Raw genomic sequence first — 23,216 nt, 5'->3', positions numbered from 1 at the left:
GCTTGGCGACAAAATGACCAATGCTAAGCCGCCAGAATATCTTCGTCTTGGCCAAGGTCGCGGGGATCGATCGAATTGTCCTCGTCACCTCCAGAGTTGTCGAAAGCATAAAGCGACGAAACCTTTTCACCATCCCATGAGTACCTGAAGTGCTCACCTTGAATTGCACGGTCAAGCACATTGCCATCGAGCACGCAAATGCGAGTGCCGCTTGGTCGTTCGAATGACCGGAATAGCACGCCTGACAAACCTTCGGTCTTGGCGCGCTCCCAAAGCAACTTTCCAAGTTTACGCCGTTCTGATTGACAAAGCTCAACAGGCAACGCTCGTAGGTCTAAGAACGCGCCAGACACCTTTCGGCTTAGCATCCGCATGTCAAGCCCGATTGGAGCTTCCGCCGTGCGGCTAAGGAACAGCGCTCTTTTCGCAACCGAGACCGCCAAGGCTGTCTGTTTGTCTTGCGACATCTCTAGGCATCGTACGAACCGGTCGAAGAACCAACTACCTTCCGGATTTGAATAGGCGAACGGGGCATGGTTCCAGTTCTGAAAACGTGGAGACACATCATCTGCGGTCACACAACCTTGCCCTAGCAGGCGCTGCTTTTCCATAACACGAGGGTTATGAAGATCTGCGACAGCCGCGACCTGGTCGTCGCGCCCACCCGCGATGCGCTGATAGAGCGGCACAGGTGGAAATCGAGACGGGATAAGCACATAGAAAACGCCATTGATCTGCTTTACGTCGAAGTCATCCACCGCGTTGTGCATCAAGATATTCTCTTACTTTGTAAATATCGACAACGTTACCACCAAGCATCACGTCGAGTGCGCTTCGATCATCAAAAAACGCGTTCGGCTTTTTTATCCACCCATCCGCCGCTTCAGGGTTCGGCAACACAATTTGCAGAGACTTGTAGATGCCGAGCAGGTGAGAAATGCGTTCGATAGTGTCATGCGGAAGATTGCCACCGGATTTCTTCCACTTGAAGAACGTCGAGCGCCCCGGCGAGCCAAGCAGCGTTATCTGCTCATCAGTCGAGAGCTCCCAGTCTTCGGCAAGTCTCGAAAAAGCATCCATAATGGCTGGAATCCTGATGTTGTCCGCGCCGGGTTGAAGCGCAGAACCTATATGTGGTTGCATTGATCCTCCTATTATCCGCTTTTGGACTTGACGTCCAAAAGAGTCCCTATGTAGACTGTCCATATGAGGACTCAAATCTTAGTTTAGTCCGAATTGGCGAAGATGCAACAAAAAGGAGCAGTGCAGTGGCAGGGAAAAGAAAGGTTGGCGGTAGCTACCGAAGCGCAAAATCAGGACGCTATGTTACGCAGGCGCATGGGAAGTCGCACCCGCGAACAACCGTGAAAGAAGCTCGCGGGAAGAGCGGGTCAACCGGCGGCAGCTATCGAAGCGCCATCAGTGGTCGGTTTGTCACCGCGAAGCACGGCAAGTCAAATCCGAAGATCACCGTCCGTGAGAAATAACGACCGGATAGGGCAAAGCGGCTGACTAAACCAACCATCTAATCGCCCATTGAGGGCAAAAAATCGTGAGGCTTCAATGGGCATCTCAGACGACTTCAAGACCTTTCTCGATAATATCAAGATCGACAATGCCGCGACTATTGCCTTGCGATACGGCGAAGTCACTGCTTCTCTTAACAAGGAGTTTCGCGACACAGAGTCAAAAACGGCTAACAGCCTTCAAGTTGGCTCCTATGGCCGTTGGACGGCGATCAAGGGCATTTCCGACCTGGACATGATTTACATCATGCCCGCCGGGAAGTGGGACACCTACAAGGAAGAGGGCCAAAATAGGCTTCTTCATGATGCTAGGGATGCGATCAAGAGGCGATACCCTTCGACAACCGTCAAGGTGGATCGTTTGGTTGTCCGCGTGCTGTACAACGATTTCCACATCGAAGTGATGCCGGCCTTCAAGCTGGCTGATGGGAGCTACAAGTACCCTGACAACGCAAAAGGTGGGTCGTGGAAGATTACCAAGCCGCAGGCTGAACTCGATGAAATGAGAGAAGCCAATGAGCGCAAGAACCGAAACCTTCGCCACTTGTGCAAGATGGCGCGCGCCTGGAAGAACAAGCAGGGCGTCGCCATGGGCGGCCTTCTGATCGACACTCTCGCCTACAACTTCCTCGAGTCAACCGACGAATACGATACCAAAAGCTTCCACTACTACGATTACATGTGCCGGGATTTCTTCAAGTTCCTGGCTGATCAGCCCAAGCAATCCGAGTATGCAGCTCTTGGCAGTCGTCAACGCGTTCGTGTCAAGAAGCGGTTCGAGCGGAAGGCGAAGAAGGCATACGATCTATGTGTGAAAGCCATCGACGCGAGCGGACAGAAGAATGAGCGCCAGAAATGGCGGGATGTGTTCGGGAACGCCTACCCAGCACCGGTAAGGAGTGCTGCGGGAGAGGCCGCGGCATTCGCGCATGTCTTCAAAAATACTGAGCAGTTTGTCGAAGAAAGGTTTCCGGTCGATATTCGATACCACCTTCGCATCAACTGCGAAGTGACGCAGGATGGATTCCGGCCGGGAATGCTCCGTGACCTTTTGGAGCGGCATGGCGTCCTGCTTCCGAAGAAGAGCCTTCGATTCTTCATCGCAGATGCAACCGATCTTCCCGATGATGCCGAGGTGTTCTGGAAGGTCTTGAACCGTGGCGAAGAAGCCGAGCGTCGAGACATGATCCGGGGGCAGATCGTGCGCGACGAAGGTCGCGGTGAGCGCCGAGAGACCACAAATTTCCGCGGTGATCACCTCGTAGAATGCTACGCGGTCAGTCGGGGCGTGGTCGTTGCGCGCGACACCGTCCGGGTTCCGATTCGTGTCCGGGATGCCGAGGATGAAGACTATGCCGCCTGACTACGATATCGCGTTCGAGGATCAGGTCCGTGAATGCTTCGGACGGGTGGTCTATACCCACAAAACGCACGAACGTATGGCCGATCGCTCTGCCGACACACTTCGCCGGTACAAGATGGCTCAGATTGCGCTTTCAGCCCTAACGAGTGCTGGCGCAGTCGGCGTCGTGGTGGGAGACGAGACATGGGTCGAGATTGTAACCGTCGTTATTTCTTTCCTAACGCTGTTCGTGGCCGCTTACCTGAAGAACTTCGATCCCGGCGCCATCGCCCAAAAGCACCGTGACGCGGCCGCGAAACTCTGGAACGTCCGAGAATGCTACCTCTCGCTTCTAACCGACCTTCCAAGACTCTCACATGAAGTTGCAGTTGAGCGTCGCGACGAATTACAGGCTATGCTTGCAGCCCTTTATGAAGGAGCCCCTCAGACTGACGGAAAAGCCTACAAGGAGGCCCAAAGACGGCTGAAGGAGATGGAAGACATGACCGTCACAGATGACGAGATAGACTGTTTTCTTCCGCTCTCGCTAAAGCGATCCGGCGGACGACCTAAACAGAAATAAGTCAATCAGACTGAAGGCAAAAGGTAAATAATGACAAAGAATATCTGTATTTTTTCCGATGGAACCGGGCAAATGGGCGGATCTAGGCCAGACCAACGCCTTTCGAACGTCTACAAGATGTATCGCGCCATGCGTCCCGGCCCAGACTCACCAATTAACCCAAAGGATCAAGTCGCCTTTTACGATCCTGGGCTGGGTACGGGCGAGAGCGGGGGGCTCTTTGGCCGCGTCAAACCTATCCTCGAAAGTGCAGTCGGCACCGGCATCGATCACAATATCATCGATTGCTATGAACAAATCATCGCCCATTATGAGCCCGGCGACCGCGTGCTGTTGTTCGGCTTCTCGCGCGGGGCTTACACGGTCAGGGCACTGGCGAATGTCATGAACCTTTGCGGAATCCCAACAGAAATGCCCGATGGCAAACCCGTTCCGCGACACGGGCCCGGTTTACGCAAGATCGCCAAGGATGCAGTGAAGTTCGTCTATAACCACGGTGCCGGAAAGCCTCGCGGGCAGAACCCTTACTTCAAGCACCGCGAAGAGCTTGGTCGCAGGTTTCGCCAGAAGTATTCGAGTGCCCCGCAGGAGGGCGATGAAAACCAAGGCAACGTCCAGCCGACCTTCATCGGGGTTTTCGATACGGTGGCGTCACTCCGGACGGCAGTCGTGCGCACTCTCGTCTGGGGTATTACGTTTGCAACCGGCGCCGCCTTCGTCGCCGGTCTTGTTCTAGGGTGGTCATTGCTTCTGGTCATCCCTCTCGGTGCCTTACTCGGAGCCCTCATTTGGCAGCTTGGCTCTCTACTACTGGATAATTTCAAGTACTTCGCGGATGATCCTGATCGCAAACTGAAGATTTGGCGCCTTACAGACTGGCCGCAGATACTGAAGACCGGGCATTTCGCCGCTTGGAACAAGCGCAACTACGACATGTGGCTGGATCCCGACGTTAACCACGCCCGCCACGCAATGGCGATCGACGAAGACCGCGCAGACTTCCCACGAGTTGGATGGGCGTCCAAAAAAGCCGCGATTGAGACCAAGGATCGAGAACCGGCTTGGCTCAAGCAGGTCTGGTTTCCGGGTTGTCACAGCGATATCGGTGGCAGCTACCCCGAGGCCGAATCCCGTCTCAGTGATATCGCCCTAGACTGGATGATCGATGAGTTGAAGGAGTGTGTGCCTTCAATCAAAATCAACGAGAATTATCTCAACCGCGCTCCTGACCCCTTGGGCCTGCAGCATCGCGAGGACGCGATCGTGAGATTAGGACCAATCAGCATCCCATGGAAAAAAGGAATCCGAGAAGTTGGCGATGATTTCCCTCTCCACCCATCCGTACAAGAACGCATGCAGGCGACCGCGGTCGCTCAATTCGGAGAGGTCAAACCATATCGACCGCAACAGCTGAGCAAGCGACGCGATCTAAAGCGTTTCTATGAGACGTAAAATGCGTCTTCGGGCCCTTTCCGCAACAACTCTTTCGGCGCACCTTAATGTTGGACTGACCACGTCGCATTAGGAACAGCAAGTGAGAGAAGACCATAGTGCCGCGCGAAAGGAGCCCCCTGAGACCACGCTCTGCGCAGCAATGTGCGAGTTCATTTGACCCGGCACCCAACGACCACAGCGAGTGATTCATTTGCCAAGCTGCAGTGTAACATACCGAAATTGCTGTCAATCTCAACTTCTGGTAGTATATGGATGGTGTAGTTTCAAGGATCGTAAGATATGTCTCGCTGCGACATCGAGCCAAGACTAAAGGGGAACCGTGATCCCACGGCTCCCCTTTCGGTGCAAATCGTCTAATCTTGCGCGTTGATCATGCGACCAGCGAGAGCCCCGCGCCCGCGTCCTGCGGCTGCTCACCGCTGTCGATGAACGGGATGATCGAGAAGGTCTGCCCGCCGCGCTGTTCTTCGTTCTGCACGGCGTTGACGCGCAGGTCGCCATCGGGCGTGTTGATAAGCAGCGACAGGTAGTCATTGCCCGTGCGGCTGCTTTTCGCCATCCAGGCCGAGCCGACGCGGATCGGTGTGCCCCGGGGCGAGCTGACCTCGATCCGGTAATCGGGGTGGGTCTCCTCGGATTTATAGCTGTTCTCGATCAGCATGAACTCCAGATCGAACATCATGTTGGCGATGTAGCCGGTGAAGGCGTTGTCAGCGTCCATGGCGGTGAGCTCGCCCGAGATCGAGCCGGATTTCATCAGGCCGTTCGAGACCAGCGGGATGATCTCGAATTCGCCGCTCTGGGCCGAGCGCGCCTCTTTCGTCTGCACCGCGTTGACCCGGAACGGACCCAGGCCGACATCGATCTGCATCGAGATGTAGGGGTTGCCGCTGGTATTGCCGGTCTCGTTCCAGGCCGTGCCGACGCGCACCTTGCGGCCCGACTTGTTGATTGCCGTTACGTCAAAATCCGGGCTGCGTTCGGACATCTTGGCCCGTGCCTCGAGCTGGATGGCGATGTCAAAGCGCGTCGAATGGATCATGCCGGTGTATTCGGCGGCAGCGGTCTCGACGTTGCGGGTAAGGGTTCCTGCGAACATGGGATGGTTCCTTTTGGATTGGCCGGTGCCTGACGTTCTTGCCAGCGCATCCGGGATTGCTTTCTCGACCCCTTGAGGGATCACAAACCAGAAAGCCTGCTTTCCTTTCAGCCTCGCCCACGGGTCAAAGCTGCCGTCCGAGCGGGAATGCCCCCGCGCCTCCGGGTGCTACGCCCCTCCCCTGCCCGTCTGGTCTTGATTGGCTGCCCGGATTTTCCGCGCTGTCCTTCGATCGCCCGATGAAGAACTCCACCTCTTTTCCGTTCAACCGGTGCCCGCTCCGGTCGGTCAGGCCGATGCAGCTACCGTTCGGCTGATAGGTGATCAGGTACTGACCGAGCCTGTCCTTGTGGACAATGTAGCCGGTATTGGCCCAATGCACGGTCTGGCCCGCATCGACGGCCGCCTTGATATCATTGAGTGTCATGCGATCCTCCTCAAGAAGAATGGTGGGGAAACGACGCAAGAAGCCCGATCTTCCAACCGGGCTTCCATACAGTATTCGTTTGGCAAACGGCCGAGAGCTGTCAGGCGCTTTGCGTGGCCCGCGTCGCGCGCGCCGCCTTCCAATCTTTCAGGCCAAGAACCGTTCGTCCGGCGGCAACCTCGGAGGCCCAGGCGACCCTTGGGTCGCCGCAGGGCTCATCGCCAGAATGCCGGTCGATATGGCCATTGGCCATCCATGGCTCGGGCTGGATCCGTCGCTGCCAGTCCGCCATGCTCGGGATACGGCCCTGGCAATCTTCGCGGACATGTTGCTCGCCGATCCAGCGCACAGGTATGTCCCGACCAGCGCTATTGGTCAGGGTCAGGCCGAAGACACGTTCGGCCTCGAACAGGCCTTGGGCGTGATGGCGCAAAGCTCTGTGCGTGAAGAGCGCGAGGTGCTCTTTCGAGGCGTCAAACCAATCGTGCACAGCCTGATAGTCAGACGGCACCCCGCCGAATTTCCGGGCAGAGCTTTCGGCATGATGAAGCGGATGGGCCATCTCACAGCCCCTCGTCATAGCTGTGCGAGCATTCGACATAGCGGTCGGCATGATCCAAGGTGATACTGTCGTTGCGCAAGTCCCAGGTCAGCGTGCCGTAGCCACCCTCGTTGTTTTCGAACCCCGGGTGATGGTGATAGGCGAGCGACCAGGCGAAGTCGCCCACTTCGGTGGCAAGCGCCTCCGGCAGTTGGACCTCTGCGGGCTGCACCGTCACATCCTCGACATTGCCGGAGTCGCCATAGCCTTCGTATTCGGCAGTGACCTCGCTGATGCCAAGCGCACGTAGTTGCGCGAGCAGCTCCGTTCGGGATGCCTTCAATGTGGTTTCGCGCTCTGCGCGCCACTGAGCCGCCATTGCGGCATAATCGATCTGGGGATTGGTCATGGGTCTGTCCTCTTATCTGAATTTGGGGGGCGGGCGTGGCATTGGTCTGCGCGCGCCCAGAAAGCGCAGACCAGTGAAACTCAGATCCGCGACGCCCGACCGGAAGCCCGCTTTGACTTTTCAGGCGGCTTGTTCTGCCACCTTGGCGACTCGCTGCCCCACGATCCGGGCCAGAATGCTTCCCGTGTCGATCCCGTCCCCATGCGGCAGGAACACACGCAACTGGAAGGCGATGATCTCGGTGAAGCAGCCGAGCGCCTTGAGGCCATCGATCATGCCCCGATCCGCACCGCCCAACTCAAGGCGCATCTCGCCTGCGACCCGGCGACGGGTCAGGGTCAGACCCCGGCCCAGATCGACAGGTGCGGTGGTGCCGAGGGCGGCGGTCAACATCTCCTGTGGCGTTTGCGGATTGGAGACGAGGAAGCGGGCGCGCAGCGAGGCCGCCCCTTCCTCACTCAGCGTCCGCCCGATCATGGCCGTCGCCCCGTCTGGCGTGACACGGTAGATCCGCTCATTGGTGGTCGGAATGTCCTTCCAGATCGGCAGCAGCAGCCCGGTCAGCAGGTAGAGCTTGGTCGTGGTGGTTTTTGGCAGGGACGCAGCCTCGGCATCCCAAATCTGCGCAAATTCGGGCCTGTCGATCTCTTCCCAAGCCGAGGACTCAAACCGTGCCTCTTCGAGATAGCTCGACCCGTTTGGCCGCACCGCCTTGCGCATCAGCGTGACAATGTCCTCGTCATACATCTGCATGGGCCGCGCCGAGATGAGCGCCGCGCGACCGGAGGCGCGATTCACCATCGGCAGCTTGTCGGGATTGCGCGACATGGCCTCTTTGGCGCCCAGGACATGCACTGGGTCGGTCACCTCAAGCCCGATGATCCGCGTCACCGCGCCAGATTTCGGGCAGGTCCAGAGATCTTCCGTGGAGACCTGTTCGATCTTTTCGCCACGCAGCGTTTCCACGCCGAGATCGAGCGTGCCTGCCGCGCGCGCCCGTTCAGTCTGATCGGCAATCCGGCGCATGAACTCGGCAAAGAGCGCGTTCTGCATGTGGATGGGCAGGGCCAGAACCCGGTTCAGAAACCGTTGGATCGGCGGAAGCTCTTCGAGCAGCACCCCGTCCATGTCGATCAGCCGCAGTGCCGTCCAGTCGGTGAAGCTCTCGTAGCTCATCGCCTCGGCCCGCCCGGCGGCAAGATCGGCGAAATACCCACGCAGCGCCGCCCGTGCGATCGGGCTTTCGAGATTGTCCTCCTCGCGGAACATGCCTTGCGAGCCGGTCTCGCGCTGACCCTTGGTCAAGGCCCCCAGCTGGTCGAGGCGCTTGGCTATCGTCGAGGTGAAACGTTTTTCGCCATGCACATCCGAGGTGCAGACCCGGAAGAAGGGCGCGCTGACCTGCGCCGAGCGATGCGTGCGGCCCAGCCCCTGGATGGCCGCATCGGCGCGCCAGCCGGGCTCCAACAGGTAGTGCCGGCGCCGTTTCTGGTTCTTCGCCGTTTGCGCCGCATGGTAGGATCGACCGGTGCCACCCGCATCGGAGAAGATCAGGACATCCTTTTCGCCGTCCATGAAGGCCTGGGTCTCGGAGGAATTGCTGCTGGCGGCGCGCTTTTCGATGAAGAGATGGCCGTCCTCGGCCTTGAGGGGCCGGATCGATCGGCCCGTGACTTCTGCGACGGCCTCGTCGCTAAAGGCCCAGAGGATCTGGTCGAGCGCTGCGGGGATCGGGGCCAGCGTCATTAGCTCCATCATGGCCGCGTCACGCAGGGCGAGCGCCTCGCGCGAGACAACCAGCGCCCCGGTCTCATCCCGCAAAGGTTCCGCCACCATACTGCCGTCGATTTCCACGAGCTTTTGCGCGTGGATCGGGAAGGCCTGTTCGAGGTAGCCCAGAACATAGTCGCGCGGCGTCAGGGCGCCCTCGACGAGCTCGTCGTCGGAATCCATCGTCTCAAGCCGGCGTTTCAACAGGCTCTCGCCCGTCGAGACCACCTGGATGACGCAGGCGTGGCCCGCCGCGAGGTCATGCTCGATGGCGCGGATGATGGTCGGGGCTTTCATGCCCATCAGGAGATGGTTGAAGAAGCGCTGCTTCGTGCTCTCGAAGCGGGACTTGGCCGAGGCGCGTGCGGCCGAGGCATTGGTCTCGCCCGAGGCGTCGTTGACGCCGGTCGCCGTCAGCGCGGCTTCGAGATTGTGGTGGATCGTCCGAAACGCACCCGCGTATGCATCGTAGATCTTGATCTGGGCCGGGGTGAGCGCGTGTTCGAGCACGTCATACTCCACGCCGTCGAAGCTGAGGGCGCGCGCCGTGTAGAGCCCGAGCGTCTTGAGATCGCGGGCCACCACCTCCATGGCGGCGACACCGCCGGCTTCCATCGCCGACACAAAGCTCTCGCGGCTTGGGAAGGGGTATTCGGGGCCCTGCCCCCAGAGCCCCAGCCGCGCGGCATAGGCCAGGTTGTGCACGCTCGTGGCACCCGTGGCCGAGATGTAGAAGACGCGGGCGCGGGGTGCTGCCAGTTGCAGCCGCAGGCCAGCAAGGCCCTGCTGGGAGGGTTTGACCCCCCTGCCCTGCTCGGACCCGGCCGCGTTCTGCATGGCATGGGCCTCATCAAAAGCGAGGACGCCTTCGAACTCCGCGCCCATCCAGTCGAGGATCTGGCTCAGTCGCGTGGTGCCGCATTTGCCCGCGGACCGCAGCGTGGCGTAGGTGACGAAGAGAATACCGTCACCCATAGGGACGGGCTGGTCCGGTTTCCATTTTGAGAGCGGCTGGATGTCGGCGGGCGAGCCGCCGAGATCGGTCCAGTCGCGGATGGCGTCCTCGATGAGCGTGGCGGATTTGGAGACCCAGATCGCCTTTCTGCGACCGGCCAGCCAGTTCACGAGAATGAGCCCCGCGCATTCGCGCCCCTTGCCGCAACCGGTGCCGTCGCCGAGGAAATAGCCAAGGCGATAGGCACGTGCATTAGGGTCATCATCGGCGCGCGTCAGCTTGGTCTGGTCGTCATCGATCGCGAACCGACCCGGCAGGTCGCGCCGATGGGCGTCATGCGCCATGATGATGGTTTCCAGCTGCGCCTCGGAGAGATGTCCCTCCTCGATCAACCGTGCGGGCAGGCGCAAGTCATCACGGCCCGTATTTGAGGGCATGGGCGGGGCAACCGAGGCCATGGCGATGCTTTCAACGAGCGGCGTGGGATGTTCCTGCGCATCCGCAATCTCGATCCGTTGCGGACGGTAGCGCGCATAGATGTCCGAGATGGGCATGTTGTTGCGCGGGGTCTGAAGGCTCGTGAAGCTGAGCGGACGGACGGCATTGGCCCTGGCTGTGGGGGCGGTGATAACACCGGCAGCGGTCTTGCGCGGGACAAATGATCGAACGGTCGGCCGAGCATGAGGGATCGCTTCAACCCGTTGGGCCGGGCTCATCTCGGTCCGTGTTGCGGCCACGGCATCGACAAATGGAAGGGCTTCATCCAGATCGCACAAAGTGGCGCGGATCATCTCGCCGCCCTCCTGCACCTTGTCGAAGACCATGAGCTGGGTTTCGACAGAGGTGCCGAGCTTGCGGTAGACCTGCCCCGGCATCGTCAGCGCCAATCGTGGCGTCAGGAGACCGCAGGCGCGGGACCAATGCGCGGCATCGCGTTCGGGCGTGAACCCCGGCGGCATGATCGCCACCAGGCGCCCACCTGGTGCCAGGCGCTTTGCAGCCGCAATGAGATGTTTGGCAGCGATGTGCTTGTCGCGGGATCGGTCGACCGAGGAGGCGAAGGGCGGATTCATCACCACGACGTCGGGTAGAACCGGCGCCTGAAGCAGATCGTCGATATGCTCGCCGTCATGGCCCGTCACATCGCCACCAAAGGCCGCGCGCAAAAGGCTCTGGCGAAAGGGGTCGATCTCGTTGAGCACAAGGGTGGCACCGGCCCGGGCGGCGAAAGCAGCCAGTGCACCGGTGCCAGCCGAGGGCTCCAGCACGGTGTCGCCCTTGCGGATCGCCGCGGCCCGCAAGACCAGCGCCGCGAAAGGCAACGGCGTGGAAAACTGCTGCAGCCGGATCTGCTGCTCGGAGCGGCGGGTTTCCGTCAGCAGCCGCGAGGCAAGCAGCTTTGCAGCGGCGATGTCATCTGCCACGCCGTTCCCACGCAGCACCACTTGGACAGCCGCAGCCTGCATCATGTCATAGGCTATGCGCCAGTCCCAGGCGCCCCCGGCATCGCTGCCATGAAACGTCTCGCGCATGATACGCGCGAGCGCTGAACTGCGCAGGGGCTGGTCATCGACCTCCGTGCCGATTTGCGCGAGGGCAGAGGCGAGATCGGCTTCGGAGATTGCGAGAGCCGGGTTGGCCGTTCTGGGTTTGGACATGGGGATTTTCCTTTGGATCAGGGTCTGAGTTCCAAAGGACAAAAAGCCCGCTTTCGCTTTTCAGGGTGACGGGGTCAGACCGCGCTGCCCCCAAGGCTTGGTCAGGACTTGGGTTCGACCTCCCGTTTCGCATCAATCAATGCCTGTGCGGCCTGCATCACCTGAACCTGAGATGTTCCCGAGCGTGCATCCTCCAGCGCGGCCTGTACCTGCGCGCAAAACCAGGCGTCATACGAATTGACATCAGCCGCCACGGAAATGCTCCTCGAGCCCGATATCCAGCAGCTTGCCGAGGTCATCGGGCATGTCTGCAACGTGCACAGCAATTGGGAAACGGTGCCCCGTCAGGTCAGGCGCGCATTGCTCCTCTAGCCCGAGGTGCTGCCTATCGTTTTCCGCCTCAATCATTGTGCTTTCTCCGACCGTATTATCAGCCGATGCTACATCTTCCAGCGGGGCGTCGTAAACGATAATGCCAAAGGGTCACAGCAAGCTGGCCCACTTACCGATCGGGCACCGCTTCAAGGGAAGTTTCGAACCGCTTGCCCGCCGCTGCAGCTTCTTTCAAGAGCGCGTCGAAATTGTCAGGTGGATTTCCATCTTCCAGCATCCCTTTGAACGTCGCATAGGCATCCGTCTTGCTGCCATAGGCGCGCAGGGTCTTGTCGTCGTTCACCCAGGCTACCACGATGACCTTCGCATCGCTGTTGAACCGGTAGAACAACCGATACTGCTGGAAGAATTTCGCCCGGAACCAGTGCTTGCGGTGATCGCCGAGTGTGCCGCCTTGCCGGAAGGCGGCGGCACCCGGATCTGCCGGTATGGCCTCGGTGACCAGCTTGAAGATGGCGGCCAGCCGTTTCGTCGGGTTTTTCTTGCGCCAGGTCTTAGGATCGCGTGCCTTACGCGCCTCGACCTCTTCAATCAGCCCTTCGAGCTGATCCAGAAAGAGCGGATGCGCATAAATCGACCATCCGTTTACGACAAGGGGCGCTTGGGCGGGCACGCTATCGCCGCTCATTCATCCTCGAGCGATAGCGGCGCATCGAGATCGACGTCAACGTCTCCGACCAGTGCTGCAAGACGGTCATGCAAAGCCCCATCGAACGCCCGAATGCGGTCCGGATGCGCCTTGATATCGGCCTCGACAAAATCGAGAAAGGCTCCGAGCACGGGATCTTCCTCGTCGCTGCGCACGGGCTCGATATAGACCCTGCCACTCGGCTCGGTGCAGTAACGAATCTGGTCGCCCTTGCCCAGCTTGAGCTGTTTGCGCACACCCGCCGGCACGGTCGTCTGATACCGATCCGTGAGTTTCGAGACATCTTGTGCGAGGGCTGTCATGGCAGTCTCCTGAAGAAAAGGTTCTTTGCTGCCCGCGATAGGTAATGCATTTGCATTGCCTTGTCAAGACAAGCCGCAGCATCTGCTGTCGCCGGGCAGGTCGATGAACCGTCCGGCGCAGGACCTAATTTCGCCCCGCCAGGAACTCCGCCAGCACCGGGCTAGCCGCACCTTTCGCGGAGCTGAGCAGCTCCGAGCCCGCAAGCGAGGCCTTCGACAGGCGTACGAGCCCACCAGTTTCCTCGATGCGGTAGCAGCGGCGCTTTTGCCGCCCGCGCCTGTAGTGGGTCGCGGTGACAATCTGGCAGGTACTGCCATCGGTGAGCGTCACAGGTGCTGCGAGCTTGATCTTGTCGCCTTCCTCGTAGTCCGGGATCGCAGCCCAGTCCTGGCAGCGCTGGCGCCAGGCATGAGCATAGCTGTCTGGGTCTTTCAGCTCGGACAGCAGGGCCAATAGGCTCAGTGGCGCGCGGGATTCGACCGGTCCCGCGCTTTCCTCCATGTCCTTGTAGCCCCAGCAGCCGTCATCATATCGGGTAAGGAATACGGCGGCGAAAGTGATGGAGCCATCCGCATCGGTGACATAGGTCGTGTCTTCGACAGGGGTGCCGTCGATGCTTGTGACCCTCGCCGCTGCATACCAGGTCGAACCCACCTTGCAGGATTTGATGAGTTCGGTCTTGCGCGTGTCGCTCTCAAAGGTGCAGAGCCGTGCGATTTCCGCTTTCTCATCCGCGTAGGTCTGGACGCGGCGGTCGGTGTAGAAGAGCCAACCCATTTCAGAGTCCTTTCTCTCAGAAGGAAAAATGTCGTCGCCAATGGTCCGAGGGGGCCGCAGGTCCGGCAGGGTATTGGCGATGCTGGTTTGAGGAAGGGCGCGTTAAGCCGCCCTCCGACCGTCGATTTCCATCAGCGCATCGAGCGGCACGCGGTAGGGCTGCATGGCGTCGAAATCCTCGCAATTGCCGCAGTTCTGCACGATCGCGAAGGTATCGCAGGCATCCTTGAGGATGACCCGGAAGGTGCCGCCGAGGCCTGACGGCACCTCGTAGGTCCCGCCGATGAGATAATCCGAGGCCCGGCGCACGAAGACGCGGATGCTGTGGCCATCGGTGGCGAGCCGGATCGCACCCCGCCCCCGGTCGATGAGCACCTGCACGTCATCCAGGATGTCGGTGTAAAACTGGCCGGTCAGATCGCGAAACGCCATGCGGCGCTGCGCCATCCAGTCGGTGTCCCGAAACGGGTTCATGCCGTCGGCGAAGGCGAAAGAGGGATCGGCCTGTTCGGTGGTGACGATTCGGGTGGTCGTGCCATCGATGCCGTTTGAGCGCAGATGCACACCATTGCCGACGATCAGGATCAGGGCGGGCCTGTCCACGGGCCCGTTCCAGTTGGGCAGGAAGGTTTTGCAGTCGCGCGCATGGGCGATCTGTGCCGCAACAGCGGACGCAGAGAACTTGAGAATAGCCATGAGGATGTCTTTCGGTTGGGTGTGGGAGGGTCGACCCGCGCGGGGAATGCCTCGCGCGGGTCGCGTGAGGACTCAGGCCGCTTGCGCGACCTCGCTGTCAGGCTCGGGGGCTTCCGCAGCGGGCTCCGCCTCATCACAGGCGACACCGGCGGTCTGCATCATGGGCGGGCACCAGGCGGCCACGGCAGCGCGCTGCGCGTCCGTGAGCGTGGCGAAGGGCTCGGCGAAGAGCTTGTCACAAAAGGCGACGATCTCCTTCTTGCTCGACGAGGCCAGCGTCACCGCCTCCTGGGCGAGACCCAGATCCTCGCCGAGGATCCTCAGGAGCCAGGCCTTCTTGAAGCGGTTGAAGAGCGCCGCATTCGGCGTCCAGTGGGCGCGGATGTCGGGCATGATCTCGATCTCCAACGCATGCATCAGGCTGTCGCGCTGGCGGTCCCGCGCGAAGCAGGACTGCGTGGTGCTGGCGGTTGCAAAGGCGACGAGCTTGGCCTTCTCGCCTGCCTCCAGCGCGCGGAACGCCGCGAACTGATCGGCGGGCGGGCGGGTATCATCGAGCCACGAGAGGTCCAGCGCATCATGCGCCGCCGCCACCTGCTCAAGCGAGGTCTCGTCGATCTCGTCCATCTTGGCGTGGTTGCGGTATTCCTTGCGGGCATCGATCTTGATCGCCTGCGTGACACTCATGCCGCTGGCCAGAACGTCGCTCACCAGCTTGAAGAGCGTCAGATCGAGCGTGGCCTCCGGATGCAGCGCCATCGCGGCGCCGAGGGCCATGGCCCGCTCGGTCTTGAGGTCCTCGGCCAGCGAGGCCGGGTAGGTGATTTCGCCCGGGTCCGGGGCCTCCTCCCCGGTTGGGCTAGCCGAGGAGCCGCGCGCGCCCTCCTCTTTGACGGTGTCTTCCGGGCGGACGAGACCAACATGGAGCGTGATCTGCCCACCCTGCCACGAGGCTATCACCCCAGATCGCGCTAGGTCCTCGGCGCTGTAGGCCTCCTGCAGGTCGCGGGCTTCCTCTTCCAGAGCGTCGACGCGGTCGTAAAGGGCATTGTAGGCACCGTCCTCGAGCCCCTCGTCCTCCATTTCGAGCTGCAATTTCTCAAGCTCGGCGGTGATTTCATCCACGCGCTTCTGGGCGGCCTCGTCGGGCTCGATCGGGCCGGGATAGACGCGGCCGTAGTCGGCCATTGTCGCGTAATCATACCGCACCATCGCATCGGCCCAGGCAAAGCCCAGCCTCGTGCGGGCCTCTTCGGCGGCGGCCCCGAGCTTCTCGAGCAAGATGGTCTCGACCAGTGCTGCATCCTCGAGCACGGAATGTTCTTCCAGAAGATCGGCCGCGACGGCGCCGCCCCGCGCCTCGTAGTCCGCGCGCACGAAGGCCCCGATATCGTCGCTGACCTGCACGCCGCGGGATTTGAGCGCCTGTCGAACGGTATAGGCCTGCAGATAGCCTCCGTCCTTCGTGAGCGCCTCGAAGACCTCGCGCTGCGCCTCCTGGCTCGGGTGCTCGGCAAAGGCTTTCATCGTGTCGAGCGTGATCACCTTGCCCCGTGCCGCGGCGCGGATGTCGGGGTGGATAAGGCCATAGCGCAACCGGCCTTTCACGGCGGCCACCGTGGTACCGAAGGTCTTTGCGATGGTCTCGGGCGTCTGGCCGTCGACCTCCATCATCCGCGCGAAAGCCTCGAACTCGTCGATTGCGTTCATCGGTGCCTGGGTGATGTTCTCGGCAAGCGACAGCGCAGTGGTGACGTCACAGTCGTCAGGGACAAGGCGGCAGTCGACTTTGGTTTTCGCCATGAACCCCTTGCTGGCCTTGTCGGCGACCAGCTCCTTCAGCGCAGCATGGCGTCGGCCACCGGCGAGGACAGCATATTTGCCGTCAAGCTTCTGGACCAAGAGCGGCTGGAGCAGGCCCAGCACAGCGATGCTGGCCTTCAGATGCGCGATGTTCTCGGGATCATAGGTTTCCGGCGCGTTGCTGCGCACATTGGCAGGATGCGGGACCAGATCGCCGATGGCGACGGTGAGAGGGGCAAAGCTTGTGGTCATGGGATATCCTTCCAGGTGGGTGAGGTGTGGCCCGCGCCTTCACGCGCGTAACCAATCCCCGGCTTCAGGGATCACCACGACAAAAGGCCCGCTTTCCCTTTTGAGGGGCAGCGGGCCTTCATCGTCTCAGATGTCAGGGGGGAGGAGTCCCCTCCCCTACCAGTCGCGCGCCAGCATGATGGTCAGCACGCGCATGGTGGTGGCAGGATTGTCCGGGGTCTCAGCCCCGTAGCGGAAATCCGAGTCTGCTTCATAGAGATCGATCTTCCAGAACACGGTCTCGCCCCGGATCTCGACCGCCCCGAAATCGTGCCATCCCTCGGGATCATTCTCAGGCTCGAATGTGGCAAACTCACCGGTCGCCTTCACCGCCTCGGCCATGAAGCCGTCACCAGCCTCCATAAGCGCGCGGGTGACATGCATTCGGCCCTGGATGGGCTGCGCGGGCGGCACTCCAAGGCACGCGAGCTTGCGAAACGCGTCGTTCTGCGCCGCGATCACGGTCGAGTCGGGACGATCTGGCTGGGGTTGAACGGTCATGGCCATGGGGATCTCCTTTGAGAAGTTGAAACACCCTTCCCAAAGCCTGCTTTTTCTTTTCTGCTTGGCGGCAGGACCGAAGGAGAAGGTGCCCTACCCGAACAGACCCTTGGGTCTGTAATTCGGGTTGGGGATGGTCTCGACCCAGCCACCGTTTTCCTTGATGGTCTCGAGCGCGGCCGAGAGTGGATAGGCACCCTCGGACGAGCTCCACCAATAGGCGCCGCGTTTGAAGGTGATGATCTTGCGGCGGCCATCTTTGAAGCAGGCCACCCGCAGCGTCTTGGGTTCCTTGCATGACATGGAAGTCTCCGTTCTCCGTGTGGTCAGGCCGCTTTGGCGCTGCGCCCTGCCCTGCCCGCCTCCGATCTGGCGATCAAGTAGTCGCAAGCGCGCTGTGCGTCCGCGGCGTGCTTGAAGATCGCACCCTTGTCCGAGCGCAGGACGCGCAACCAGTTGTGGAGATAGGCGGCATTCATCTCGAGCGTATGCGCCGTGAAGCCGAGCGTCTGACCCAGGAACACCGAGGTCAATTCCGCGACGATCTCCTCGCGCGCATAGGACGTGTTGCCAAACTTCGAGAACCCAAAATCACGGTTCAATCGATGGGGGGCTTTCGTGGCATGGGCCAGCTCATGCGCCCAGACCCCGTAGAAATTGCGCGGGTCCTGGAACCGCGTGATGGATGGCATGTAAACCTTGTCCACGGGGGGCAAATAGTACGCTTCCGTCCCCGTGAAGACGGTCGTGATGTCGATGGCGTCGAAAAACGCCTGCATGTGCGCGATGGGCTCGGACGGCGGATGTTCAGGCGCTGGCTCCGGGTCGGGGTAGAAACTGTCGGGCAAGCCCTCGATCTGGCAGGCATTGAACACGCGGTAGGATTTCTGGAAGCGGAAGATACGGGCTTCCTCGGAGTGATCATCCCCGTCGCTGTGATCATGCTCATCGCCGGCGTCTCTCCGGCTTTGACCGTAGTAAACAACGACAGAGGACTTTTCGCCCTTGCGGACCTTTGCGTCCAACGCATTGGCCTGCGGCAACGTCATCCAGAAGGGAGAGCTGTGGCCCGCCATCACGGTCCGCATGGTCAGCAGGAAGTTGTTCACTCCCTGGTAGGGTTCCCCGCCCACGCGCAGGGGGCGACAGCTGCCACCTGCGGTCCATGGCTTGCGCCACGGCAGGACGCCGCGCTCGATGATGCGGATGATTTCGTTTGTGATGACCTCGGAGGCATCGAATTTGGGCGTGCGGGATCGGGCCATGGCTGGCCTCCTTTCGAGTGTTGATGAGAGGGAGTGGTGATCAGGTTGACTGACGGGGGCGTGGATCGTTGGCGATCCTGCCACCGAGGGCTTCGACCATGTCGATGTAGGTGGTCAGCGACGCGGACCTGCCGGGACCCCAAGGTTCAGGGTCGACCGACTCGTCCTGCGCCACCCGCGGCAGGTTCGCGAAGGCGATGACATCGGTGACGGGTCGGATATCGATGAACGGGGTCCCTCGTGCGACCGCAAGAGTAGCCAAGGGAAAGCGCTCGATCGGCGCGAAGGTTGAAACGGTGGTCCAACCGAGATGGATGAATGTCCCGCCCTCTCCGCAAATCACATGCGCGTTCGGCAATAACGCCGCCTGCTTCAGATAGCTGAGATCACACAGGACGGTCTCGCGCTCGCGCCGCTGTGCCTGCCCCGTCTGGCCGGATCGGCGTAGTTCCTTGTGTCGCCACCACGAGGCAGCGGTCGCGCGCAATACGCGCAAGACACCTGTTTGCATTAGAATGCCCTTCATCAGGAACGGCAGACCGGAATCCGGCCCGGACCCATCTGAGGGACCCCAAAGGCCCTCATCCGTCAGTCACAAAACCCGAAGGACACTTTCACTTTCTACGGGTCCGGACCCGTTCTTGGCAAAACCATTGAGTCCTCACCACAGGACTCAATGCCGGCACGTCTACCGAAGCTCTTGATTTGGATCAGCAGAGCCAGTTGGGGATGAAAGATCGGCAACGAGCATCGGCAGTATCTCGCATGAGATTCGATATTATTGATATAGATCAAATAGTTAGATGGTCCTCCAGATCGGCAGAGAATATCTCTACAGGCCTGCTTAAAGCTGCGAACGCGTGGTATTTCTCAATCTTGCCCGATCATGCGGCCTGCCCGTTGAGCCTGCCATAAAAGCTGCGCTCCAGATGCAGCTCCCCTGCCCCGGCCTTCTCCACCATGCCCCGAAGATATCCACCCGGAGAGGCAACCTCACCGGTACTGTGCTTCTCGAAGACGAGCGCAAATGCGGCCGTGGCCACTTGGGTCCCCATTCGGTCCTGCGCGACGTTCCAGGCATGCTCCGAGATCCCGATCATCGGCCTGAGTTGCCCGGCAACGCGGTGCAGGTCGCCCCAATCCTTCAGGAATCCACCCATATTGCGCGCCCAGGACGCGAATTCCGGACAGGCCTGCATGATTGTCGGCAGGTCGAGCGCTGTCCGCTTCTTGCGTACCTCAGCAACCCAGTCTTCCAACTCCCTATCAACCCGCTCTTCGGGTTCGGCATTGGGCACCACACCTGCCGCTTCCTCTTTTTCAGAGGAATTACTAGTTACAGGATTAAGTTGATTTGTAATTAGTATATGAGGTTCGGAAATGACCTCCCTGGGGTTCATTTCTTGAGTCTTCCCAGAAACTTGTTCCTTGGTTTCGGGCGTGTTTTCCACAGTTTGAACGACCTCAGTTGCCTTGAGATAGGCCGCCTCGACCCGCTCCTGGAGATCCTTGAACCACGTCAGGAGCCGAGCAAGCTGCTCGGACGCTTCATGGCGACGCGGAAGCCGGTCCAGAAGCTCCTCAAAAAGCCCCGTGAATTGGCTCCAGGGCCCGCGCAGCGCGCTGCTGATAGCCGCTTCAATCCGGGCTCGGATCATCCGGCGCGCAACCGTGATCTGGCGCTTCAGGCGCTGGCAGAGCTCGCGTTCAGCCTGCAGCTCGGCATGAAGCTCTTCGAACTCCTCGACACGGGCTGAAAGCGGCGACAGATCAAAGCCGTAAGCCTCAATGATGCGCCCATCGGCGTCCCTGCGGCCCCACCGCTTGCCATTGGGGCTATCCTGGAAGGAAATCACGCCGATCTCAGCAAGACGCCGCGCGTGGCGCTTGAGGGCCGACAGGGAAAAGCCCGTCTGCTCCATCAGATAGGCGTTCGACGCCCAGACGATCGGGCGCTGCCCCTCCTCCCAGTCCTGAGCCTGAGTGAAGGCCCCCAGGGTATCGAGGAGCATCATGTCGCCAGCCTTCAGGCCGATATGGGCCCCAACGCGTTTGAGCGCGACAAATGCTCGTGTTTTAGGTACTGCTACCTGTTCACCGGCTTGGGCAAGCTGCTCAGCAACCCCAAGACACGGTGTCGGCTTGCGCCAACCTGTATGTTTCATGCCTGTATCTCACCTCCGGTCATGTGGAGGCAAAAGAAAGCCGTTCGCTCAGAAGCGTTCGTCGTTGACAGTGAATCCTGTGAGACCTATCTTGAAGGCGACCAAACCATTAAGATCAGCTCTCAGGCCACACCGCTTGGGGGCTTTTCTTTTGCCGTTAATTCACTTGTCGTTCCTTTTATGCTCCTTGCCTCATCGTTCCGAAGAACATCTCACCAACGCTGTCTTCAGTCGGTATCTTTCTCCGTGTCTTCGACGTTCAAATAGTTTGCGACTAAGTCTCCAAGCTTTTCGAGACGCTCTTGGTCAATCGGCACTCCTGCAACCTTGATTGATAGGTTTCCATCGACGGAAGTGACCGAAAGATTTCGGTTGCCCACCTTGCGCTTTACGGTGAGTTTTTGGGGCTTTGTCTTTGTCTTTGGTTTTGGCTTGGCTTTGTTCGTTCTCTCCAAGCTCGCTAAGGCACCCTGTAAATCGCGAAAGCTCATGTCGTAGACGTTCTTGAACGTGTTCAAGATTTGATCCTGCGCAGCGAAAACGGACCGTGCTCGCGAGACTAGGCTCTCATGCACACCAATTTTCTTGGCGAAGGCCACAGCTGTCAGTTTCTCTTCGCCAGAAGCCAGCGTCTCATACATTTCACCAATCGAAACCAATCGCTCAAAAGGGCTGAGATTCTCGCGCTCCTCATTCTCGCGAAACCGCAGAAACAACATCTCAAACTTGCTGTTCTCAGCGTTTCGCGCGTCAGGCGGGGCAAGGATTGCACGAAGGGGTACACCGAGCTCTGACGCGGCAGCCAGTCGGCGGCGTCCTGTCAGCATCACGAATGGAACCCCCGCGATATTCGACGGGTCCAACGGATCCGGCTGCCAATCCGGATCCTCCGGCCACACTAGAATGGGCGTGTCCTGCCCGTTCGAAGCGATGCTGTTTACCAAAGACCTGAAGGCTTCCTGGGACATCCAGTCTTGTCGGCGGTCGGTTCCCATCGGATCGGAGATTTGATCTGGCGACAGGCTTAACTCGTGGCGACCGTTGAGGATATCCAAACAAAGCTCGGCTCTGCTTCGCTCTACTGCAGCTTGCGACTGCGCAAGCGCTCCTGATTTCCAGGCACTGCCGGCCCCCTTAAAAGGAGTCGAAACAGCATCACTCGATTCTGTACTGCCTTCGGAACCGCTCGCACGTTCCTTGTTTGTATCGAGATTGGTAGCCTTGCTGACCAGCGACCTTGGAATACTGCGTTTCATGCTTCACCCTCGCCGTCATCTTCATAGAATTCGTCCATCCAAGTATTGGCGTAGCCACGTTCGAGACCTGGCCAGAGTCGCGATATTATGGCGTCGTTCACGGCATCGGCATTCGTGATGAACCGGTTGATCCCCTTGCGCTTTCCGGGCGTGTCCGGCTCGTATTCGTATACGGACTGATAGACGTCCGACGCGTTCGAGATCGCGTCGGAACGCAGATAAAACACGGGCAGAATCTCCGTGGGGCAATGTTCTAGCAGGTTTCCGATGTGGTTAAGATCCTGCGCATTGGACCGTTGAACGATCGTTGGCAACAGCATGTTCGCACCGGTTCCGATCTCGATCCTTTCATGGGCCAGGATGTGCTGAAGCATCCCAAGCAGACCAGTCACAAAGGTCGACAACGTCGCGATGTCGAACCCCTTCATGGTTTGCGGTATGACCAGCGAAGTCGACGCAATCACGTTATTCAACTGGAATAGTGTGAGCGCGGGTTGATAGTCGATGATGATGACATCCAGCGTCTCCGTTAGTGCGGTGTCGAGTCGCTCCTGGTCGACCTTGCCGTCGACTACCAATTCGTTGGGTAGCGTTTTCGGTGGGTGGCCCGCTTTCCAGCGGTCGATGGCATCGCGTAGGTAGCGGTAAAAGCTCTTTCCTGCGGGGGCTTCGCGGACAAGCCGCGCAATCTGGATCTCACCCTCGGATGTTTCGCCGTGAGCTGGAAGCAGGCGCAGGCCTGGCCAGGAGGTCTTGAGAAAGAAGCTGTCGAGCGTTTGCGCATCATGGTCGGTATATGGCGCGTCTTCCGACTGAAAGAGTCCAGCAAAGTCCACCATGGAGGCGGTGTTTTCGTCGGGCATTTGGGGAAGGCCCTCTCCCCCGACGAAGTAGAGCGTTATTGTACTTTGGGGGTCAGCATCCATGACACCGACACGCATGCCGTAGTGCAAGCTGAGATACTGGGCAAAATGCGCGGCGCTCAGACTTTTGGCGGTGCCGCCTTTCTGGCTTGCAAACGAGATGACGGGCAAAGGTGCGTCAGGCTTCCGCCAGGCCAGGTAGTCGTACGGCCGCTTTGCCGAGGCTGCCAGAAGGGCCCGCATGTGCATCAATTCTGAAAGCGTGAAAACACGCTCTCTTCCAACATATTCTCCTGCGGGAAAGTCATCGCTCGAATTGGCGAACTTGGTCAGATACTGAATACTCACATTGAGAAACCTAGCGCACTGGCGCATGGACCAGGTTCGCTTGATGCGCTGACGCAAGGTGAGTTCCTTGTTCACTGCCACCATCGTGCGCTCAAGCCCACGTGACAGATCCGTCAAAAACTGTTCTAAACTACCGCTCAT

24 protein-coding genes are annotated in these 23,216 nt (G+C 59.8%); 3 read left to right on the top strand and 21 right to left on the bottom strand.

Going from position 1 to position 23,216, the window contains the following annotated elements; translation table 11 throughout:
- Positions 1 to 23 precede the first annotated feature (23 nt).
- Positions 24 to 770 carry an RES family NAD+ phosphorylase gene (locus RAK1035_RS19415; protein WP_008282939.1) on the bottom strand — a complete coding sequence of 249 codons (747 nt, stop codon included), beginning with the start codon at positions 768 to 770 and terminating at the stop codon, positions 24 to 26.
- Positions 751 to 1,080: an MbcA/ParS/Xre antitoxin family protein gene (locus RAK1035_RS19410; protein ID WP_008282938.1), complete on the bottom strand. Its 330-nt coding sequence runs from the start codon at positions 1,078 to 1,080 to the stop codon at positions 751 to 753. Before RAK1035_RS19410 ends, RAK1035_RS19415 begins: the two co-directional genes overlap by 20 nt.
- A gap of 483 nt (positions 1,081 to 1,563) precedes the next feature.
- On the opposite strand from RAK1035_RS19410, the gene RAK1035_RS19400 reads away from it, so the two are divergent.
- From RAK1035_RS19400 to RAK1035_RS19390, 3 genes are read left to right on the top strand one after another with little or no spacing between them, the layout of a single operon-like run.
- Complete coding sequence (locus RAK1035_RS19400) at positions 1,564 to 2,889, top strand: SMODS domain-containing nucleotidyltransferase (RefSeq protein ID WP_008282937.1); 1,326 nt, start codon at positions 1,564 to 1,566, stop codon at positions 2,887 to 2,889.
- On the top strand, positions 2,870 to 3,451 hold the full coding sequence (locus RAK1035_RS19395; protein ID WP_008282936.1) for an SLATT domain-containing protein: 582 nt from the start codon (positions 2,870 to 2,872) through the stop codon (positions 3,449 to 3,451). Before RAK1035_RS19400 ends, RAK1035_RS19395 begins: the two co-directional genes overlap by 20 nt.
- A 30-nt stretch (positions 3,452 to 3,481) precedes the next feature.
- The gene (locus RAK1035_RS19390) at positions 3,482 to 4,903 is read left to right on the top strand and encodes a phospholipase effector Tle1 domain-containing protein (protein ID WP_037298746.1); all 1,422 of its coding nucleotides are present in this window, start codon (positions 3,482 to 3,484) and stop codon (positions 4,901 to 4,903) included.
- 373 nt (positions 4,904 to 5,276) lie between these two features.
- On the opposite strand, the gene RAK1035_RS19385 is transcribed toward RAK1035_RS19390, so the two are convergent.
- The 19 genes from RAK1035_RS19385 to RAK1035_RS19300 all read right to left on the bottom strand — a co-directional run bounded on the left by RAK1035_RS19385 (position 5,277) and on the right by RAK1035_RS19300 (position 23,216).
- Positions 5,277 to 6,005, bottom strand: a complete 729-nt coding sequence (locus RAK1035_RS19385) for a DUF736 family protein (RefSeq protein ID WP_008282934.1) — start codon at positions 6,003 to 6,005, stop codon at positions 5,277 to 5,279.
- A 124-nt stretch (positions 6,006 to 6,129) separates the two neighbouring features.
- Positions 6,130 to 6,432 (bottom strand): hypothetical protein, encoded by a 303-nt coding sequence (locus tag RAK1035_RS19380; protein WP_008282933.1) that lies wholly within the window; start codon positions 6,430 to 6,432, stop codon positions 6,130 to 6,132.
- 100 nt (positions 6,433 to 6,532) lie between these two features.
- Positions 6,533 to 6,994 (bottom strand): DUF6915 family protein, encoded by a 462-nt coding sequence (locus tag RAK1035_RS19375; RefSeq protein WP_008282932.1) that lies wholly within the window; start codon positions 6,992 to 6,994, stop codon positions 6,533 to 6,535.
- Position 6,995: 1 nt separating this feature from the next.
- Positions 6,996 to 7,382, bottom strand: a complete 387-nt coding sequence (locus tag RAK1035_RS19370) for a DUF6878 family protein (protein WP_008282931.1) — start codon at positions 7,380 to 7,382, stop codon at positions 6,996 to 6,998.
- A gap of 120 nt (positions 7,383 to 7,502) precedes the next feature.
- The gene (locus RAK1035_RS19365) at positions 7,503 to 11,765 is read right to left on the bottom strand and encodes a strawberry notch-like NTP hydrolase domain-containing protein (protein WP_008282930.1); all 4,263 of its coding nucleotides are present in this window, start codon (positions 11,763 to 11,765) and stop codon (positions 7,503 to 7,505) included.
- A gap of 101 nt (positions 11,766 to 11,866) precedes the next feature.
- The gene (locus RAK1035_RS19360; RefSeq protein WP_008282929.1) at positions 11,867 to 12,019 is read right to left on the bottom strand and encodes an antitoxin PaaA2 family protein; all 153 of its coding nucleotides are present in this window, start codon (positions 12,017 to 12,019) and stop codon (positions 11,867 to 11,869) included.
- Positions 12,009 to 12,173, bottom strand: a complete 165-nt coding sequence (locus tag RAK1035_RS20445) for a hypothetical protein (protein ID WP_008282928.1) — start codon at positions 12,171 to 12,173, stop codon at positions 12,009 to 12,011. The genes RAK1035_RS19360 and RAK1035_RS20445 overlap by 11 nt, the downstream gene beginning before the upstream one ends.
- A gap of 94 nt (positions 12,174 to 12,267) precedes the next feature.
- Positions 12,268 to 12,786: a type II toxin-antitoxin system YhaV family toxin gene (locus tag RAK1035_RS19355; RefSeq protein ID WP_008282927.1), complete on the bottom strand. Its 519-nt coding sequence runs from the start codon at positions 12,784 to 12,786 to the stop codon at positions 12,268 to 12,270.
- Positions 12,783 to 13,109, bottom strand: a complete 327-nt coding sequence (locus tag RAK1035_RS19350; RefSeq protein WP_005668772.1) for a type II toxin-antitoxin system PrlF family antitoxin — start codon at positions 13,107 to 13,109, stop codon at positions 12,783 to 12,785. Before RAK1035_RS19350 ends, RAK1035_RS19355 begins: the two co-directional genes overlap by 4 nt.
- Before the next feature lie 124 nt (positions 13,110 to 13,233).
- On the bottom strand, positions 13,234 to 13,887 hold the full coding sequence (locus RAK1035_RS19345; RefSeq protein WP_008282923.1) for a DUF6927 domain-containing protein: 654 nt from the start codon (positions 13,885 to 13,887) through the stop codon (positions 13,234 to 13,236).
- A 102-nt stretch (positions 13,888 to 13,989) separates the two neighbouring features.
- Positions 13,990 to 14,583 carry a hypothetical protein gene (locus RAK1035_RS19340; protein WP_008282922.1) on the bottom strand — a complete coding sequence of 198 codons (594 nt, stop codon included), beginning with the start codon at positions 14,581 to 14,583 and terminating at the stop codon, positions 13,990 to 13,992.
- A 72-nt stretch (positions 14,584 to 14,655) separates the two neighbouring features.
- Positions 14,656 to 16,638 (bottom strand): ParB/RepB/Spo0J family partition protein, encoded by a 1,983-nt coding sequence (locus RAK1035_RS19335; RefSeq protein ID WP_008282921.1) that lies wholly within the window; start codon positions 16,636 to 16,638, stop codon positions 14,656 to 14,658.
- Between the two features lie 156 nt (positions 16,639 to 16,794).
- Positions 16,795 to 17,184, bottom strand: a complete 390-nt coding sequence (locus RAK1035_RS19330; protein WP_008282920.1) for a DUF3768 domain-containing protein — start codon at positions 17,182 to 17,184, stop codon at positions 16,795 to 16,797.
- A gap of 87 nt (positions 17,185 to 17,271) precedes the next feature.
- Positions 17,272 to 17,481 carry a DUF6330 family protein gene (locus tag RAK1035_RS19325; RefSeq protein ID WP_008282919.1) on the bottom strand — a complete coding sequence of 70 codons (210 nt, stop codon included), beginning with the start codon at positions 17,479 to 17,481 and terminating at the stop codon, positions 17,272 to 17,274.
- Between the two features lie 23 nt (positions 17,482 to 17,504).
- Entirely contained in the window at positions 17,505 to 18,443 is a 939-nt protein-coding gene (locus RAK1035_RS19320; RefSeq protein WP_008282918.1) for an ArdC family protein, read from the bottom strand.
- A gap of 40 nt (positions 18,444 to 18,483) precedes the next feature.
- Positions 18,484 to 18,954: a hypothetical protein gene (locus RAK1035_RS19315; RefSeq protein WP_232279257.1), complete on the bottom strand. Its 471-nt coding sequence runs from the start codon at positions 18,952 to 18,954 to the stop codon at positions 18,484 to 18,486.
- 373 nt (positions 18,955 to 19,327) lie between these two features.
- Positions 19,328 to 20,608 (bottom strand): plasmid replication protein RepC, encoded by a 1,281-nt coding sequence (gene repC / locus RAK1035_RS19310; protein ID WP_008282916.1) that lies wholly within the window; start codon positions 20,606 to 20,608, stop codon positions 19,328 to 19,330.
- Between the two features lie 227 nt (positions 20,609 to 20,835).
- The gene (locus tag RAK1035_RS19305) at positions 20,836 to 21,864 is read right to left on the bottom strand and encodes a ParB N-terminal domain-containing protein (RefSeq protein ID WP_008282915.1); all 1,029 of its coding nucleotides are present in this window, start codon (positions 21,862 to 21,864) and stop codon (positions 20,836 to 20,838) included.
- Positions 21,861 to 23,216, bottom strand: coding sequence for a ParA family protein (locus RAK1035_RS19300; protein ID WP_170850625.1), 1,356 nt, complete (start codon positions 23,214 to 23,216; stop codon positions 21,861 to 21,863). The genes RAK1035_RS19305 and RAK1035_RS19300 overlap by 4 nt, the downstream gene beginning before the upstream one ends.

The sequence above is a fragment of the Roseovarius sp. AK1035 genome, assembly GCF_003288315.1.
Taxonomy (GTDB): domain Bacteria; phylum Pseudomonadota; class Alphaproteobacteria; order Rhodobacterales; family Rhodobacteraceae; genus Roseovarius; species Roseovarius mucosus_A.
The sequence above is the reverse complement of the archived record's forward strand: the minus strand, read 5'-3'. Positions and strand labels throughout refer to the sequence as shown.